Raw genomic sequence first — 4,164 nt, 5'->3', positions numbered from 1 at the left:
GCCAGCCGGCGGCCGCCGCGCGGACCAGCAATTCCAGCGGGTAGCCGGATCGCCGGTCGGCGACGCCGAGCTGCAGCAGGGCATCGCGGCGGGCCACCCGCATCGGCGCGATGTCGTGCACGGGCAGGCCGTGGCGGGTGCGCAGTCGCCAGCTCATGACGACCGTGCCCACCCGGGCCACCCACGGCCAGTGCAGTCCGGGCACCGGGCGGCGCCGGCCGGTCACCAGGTCGGCGCCGCGCTGCAGCTCGGCGACCAGCCGGGGCAGCTCGCCGCCGTCCATCGAGCCGTCGGCGTCGATGACCGCCACGATCGGGGTGGTCGCGGCCAGCACGCCCGCGTGCACGGCCGAGCCGTATCCGGCCCGCGGTTCGGCGACGACGTGGGCGCCGTGCCGGCTCGCGACCCCGGCGGTGTCGTCGGTGCTGTTGTTGTCGACCACCAACGCGCGGTAACCGGTGGGGAGGGAGGCCAGCACGGCCGGCAGCGACTCCTCCTCGTTGAGGCAGGGCAGCACCACCGTGACCAGCCCGTCGGCGTCGGGCACGCTCAGAACCCGCGGTGGGGGTGCGGCTCCTGCGGGAACACCGGCTGCGAATGCGTCGGCGGCACGGTCTGCTGGGTGTGGGTCGGGGCCGGCGCCTGGGTGGTCACCTTGGTGCTCGGCGGGGCATACGTCGTCGTCGGTGGCGCGTGCGTGGTGCTCGGCGGCGAATACGTCGTCGTCGGAGGCGAATACGTCGTCGTTGGCGGCTCGTGCGTCGTGGTCGGCGGCGAATAGGTCGTCGTCGGAGGCGAATACGTCGTCGTCGGCGGCTCGTATGTGGTGGTCGGCGGCGAATACGTCGTCGTCGGAGGCGTCGCCGTCGTCGTCGGCGGCGTGTAGGGAGGGTTGTACGGCGGGTTGTAGGGCGGGTAATTCGGACCCCACCCCGGAATCGGGATGGGAATCGGAATGGGAACCGGCACAATGGGATTGGGGCGCGGCGCCCAACCGGGATCGGGATTGGGCACGACGCCGGGGTTGACCGGGGCCTCGGGAACCGGACCGGCCGGCACGCCGCCTCCCGACGGCGGCGCGACCTGTTGCGGAATCGGGTTGTTCGGGGCCGGGACGATGCCGCCCTGGAATCCGGCGTTGGGCGCATCGGCCGGGGGTGGCGGCAGCGGCGCCTGCTGCTGACTGGGCAGGATCGGCATGAACTTGCCCGGCGTGCCGTTCTGGACCCCCACCACCGGCTGGCGGCTGGCGGTGGGCTCGACGGCGACCGCGATCGCGGTGGCCAACGAGGCCAGCCCGACGACCGCGAACGCCACGACGGCGTTGCCGATCACCAACGACCGCCGCGACAGCTTGGCCTCGGCCTCATCGATGTCGCCGTACTCGTAGTCGTCGAGTTCGGGGTCGTACTCGTCGAATTCGCCCGGGTACTGCTCGCCGTCATCGGCCATCGAATAGGCCAGCTGGTGGTCTTCGGCGTTCGGATCGGCGAACTCCGCTGCCGGCACAACGGCCGTCTCGTCCCCGACGGGCCCGGCCGCGGGCGCCATCGCGGTGGCATCCCCGAACGCCGGGGCCATCGCCGTCTCGTCGCCGGTGAGCCCGACCGCCGGCGCCAGGGCCGTCGCGTCCCCCGCCGCGAGCGCCCCCGCCGCGAGCGCCGGAGCGGCGGCGATGGCCGCGCCGCGGGCCAGCGCAAAGGTGGGGTCCTCGGCGACCTGCACGCGCATGGTCGAGCCGTCGCGAAGCTCGTCGGCGACCCGGTGCAGCTCCGGCGAGGCGCCGAGCAGGTACACGTCTTGCGGGGCGTCCGGGTGGCCGCCGAGGTTCGCCATCATGGTGTGGAAGGCGGCCGTCGCATCGCCGCCGGGAGCGTCGGCCAGCTGCTGGGTGGCCAGCACCGTCGGCGGCGCGTCCGGGTCGCCGTCGCCGGAACCGACCATCGACAGCGTCGCCGTCGCGTCGTCCATCACCAGCGCCGCACCCGGCCGGCCGGCCGCGCGCATCAGGGCGGCCACCGCCTGCGACTCCGAGAGCACCGCCACGTTGTGGACGCCGGAATCCTCCAGCGCCCGCCGCAGCCGGTCGGCGGCCGGGTTGTCCGGCCAGCACACCCGGGTGCCGATCAGCCGGTGGTTCTCGTCGGCCAGCAGCCGGTTCGTGCCGACCACGGTCTCGGTCAGCGTCCCGATCGGGTTGTCAGCGAGGTCGACGACGGATTGATCGATCACCTCCCCCTGCGCGCCCGGCCCGACGAGCGCCAAGCGGGCGACGGGGCCGGTGACCGCGACCCCCAGAACGACGTCCATCCCGCTTCTCCTTCACCCCGGCTACCCCGCAACCAGCATGTCCCGGCATCACTACACTTGCGATACCGTTGATAATTCAGGCGACAAGCTTCGTCTACTAGCGCAGCGTAACCAGCTTTTCGAACGACAGGACGCCTCGCCGCGGAATCGTCTCCGCCCCGGCAGCCGGTCTGAGCCACTGCCACGGCATCCGAACGGAGAATATGTTCGCAAGCGAGCAGTGCACTCGGCTCGGCGGGGTGAGCCCCGGCCGAACACCCGAAACCGCGCCACGAATATCGGTCCTTGAATCCCTGGGGGCATGGTGAGCCAGAGCAGCGACGACACCCCTACCGGCCCGATCCGCGGTCAGGCCCAGCAAGCGCCGGCCACCCGGATCATCCGCCCACACGCCACGGGCGGCAGCGGGCCGGTGACCGCGGACCCGAAGCGCTACCGGCACGTCGCCGGCGACCTGGCCGCGGTGGCTTTGCTGGTCCTCGCGCTGTTCCTGCCGTGGAACCTTTACTTCGGCCTGGGCATCCCGGACAGCAGCGCGACGTGGGCGGCGGTGTTGATCGTGGTGACGGTGCTGGCCGTCGCCGCCGTCGCCCTGGCCGGTTCCTGGCGCTCGGCCGGCGCGCGGTTCAACCCGGCGCGGGCCGCCCGGCTTCGCCTGGCGCTCAACGTCCCCTACCTGCTGCTGGTGCTCGGCTTCGTGGTGTTCGACGCCTACGAGACCGTCCGTTTCGGCGGCACGGTCAACGTGCCGGGCGGCGTCGGTCCGGGGGCGTGGGCCGGGGTGGCCGGCGCGCTGTTGAGCGCCCAGGCGGTGCCGGCGGGCGCGCTCGCCGGACCGGTTCCGGCGGGCGACGAGTCCACCGGCTGGCACAGATCGGCGCGGGTGATCGGCGCGCTGTCCATGCTCGCGGCGGTGCTCAGCTTTGGTTTCAACCTGTACTGGCGGGTGCGGTACGCGCTGCAAAGCACCGGCGGCGCGCAGGAATTCGGCAAGCAGAACATCGCCGTGATCGTGACCGCGGTGGTGTACGGCGTGGTGGCGCTGGTCGCCGTCCTGGTCGCCTCCAGGTGGCTGCTGCGCAGCACCCGGGCGAGCCGGCTGACCACCATCGCGCTCGGCGCCTCGACGCTGGCCGCCGGGATCCTGGTGTGGTTCCTGCCCGCCGGTCGTGACCTCGACGCGTTCCACGGCATCGCGCAGAACACGTCGACCGCCGGAGTCGGGTTCGAGGGCTACCTGGCGTGGGCGGCCGGGGCGGCGCTGTTCGTGCCGCGGGCGCTGTTCGGGCACCGCAACGCCTCGCCGACGGAGGAATCCGCGTGGCGGGAAACGACCCGAAATGGCTTGCTGCTCATCGCCATCTGGTGTGTGGGGTCGATGGCGATGCGGATCACCGACCTGGTCGTCGGCGTGATCCTGAACTACCCGTTCTCGCGGTACGACAGCATCGTGCTGGCCGCGTTCGATCTGGTGACCGCGGTGCTGACGATCTGGCTGCGCCGCAGGCTGGCCACCCTGTCGGCGCGCATGGTCACCTCGCTGTGCGGACTGGTCGCCGCGCTCAGCGTCGCCCGTGTCATCGTGGGCGTCGAGCTGGCGCCGCGGTTCGCGGACTCACCGAATTCGCCTGCGCTGCATCCGGTCTACGGCAACAACCTGGCCCAGCAGATCACCAGCACCTTCGACGTGACGCTGTGCGGCATGGCGCTGGGCATCCTGGCGGCGGCCATCGTCACCGGCCAGCTGAGCGGCCGGCGGCTGGCCCGCCGCGCCGCCCGCAGGCGCGCCGCCGCGGCGAACGCGGCGGCGCCGACCACCCGGGTCCCCGTCCCGCGGGGCGCCGGCCCGTCGGC

3 protein-coding genes are annotated in these 4,164 nt (G+C 72.8%); 1 reads left to right on the top strand and 2 read right to left on the bottom strand.

From position 1 onward, the window contains the following. Both A5624_RS11195 and A5624_RS11190 read right to left on the bottom strand, forming a co-directional pair. Window positions 1-547 (bottom strand): glycosyltransferase family 2 protein (locus A5624_RS11195; RefSeq protein WP_082990538.1); only part of this gene is annotated, 547 nt, incomplete at its 3' end. A gap of 2 nt (window positions 548-549) precedes the next feature. Further along, complete coding sequence (locus A5624_RS11190; RefSeq protein WP_066866069.1) at window positions 550-2,310, bottom strand: hypothetical protein; 1,761 nt, start codon at window positions 2,308-2,310, stop codon at window positions 550-552. Window positions 2,311-2,611: 301 nt separating this feature from the next. On the opposite strand from A5624_RS11190, the gene A5624_RS11185 reads away from it, so the two are divergent. Further along, on the top strand, window positions 2,612-4,164 hold a 1,553-nt coding region (locus A5624_RS11185; RefSeq protein WP_066866067.1), incomplete at its 3' end, for a hypothetical protein.

Origin of the sequence: Mycobacterium sp. 1482292.6, from assembly GCF_001672995.1 — a bacterium.
GTDB lineage: Bacteria > Actinomycetota > Actinomycetes > Mycobacteriales > Mycobacteriaceae > Mycobacterium > Mycobacterium europaeum_A.
Note: the sequence above shows the minus strand (reverse complement) of the source record. Positions and strands in the feature narration are given on the sequence as shown.

Bases quoted from the DNA above. Each gene is read 5' to 3' on its own strand.
- A5624_RS11190 (WP_066866069.1), bottom strand. From the start codon at position 2,310: ATGGACGTCGTTCTGGGGGTCGCGGTCACCGGCCCCGTCGCCCGCTTG.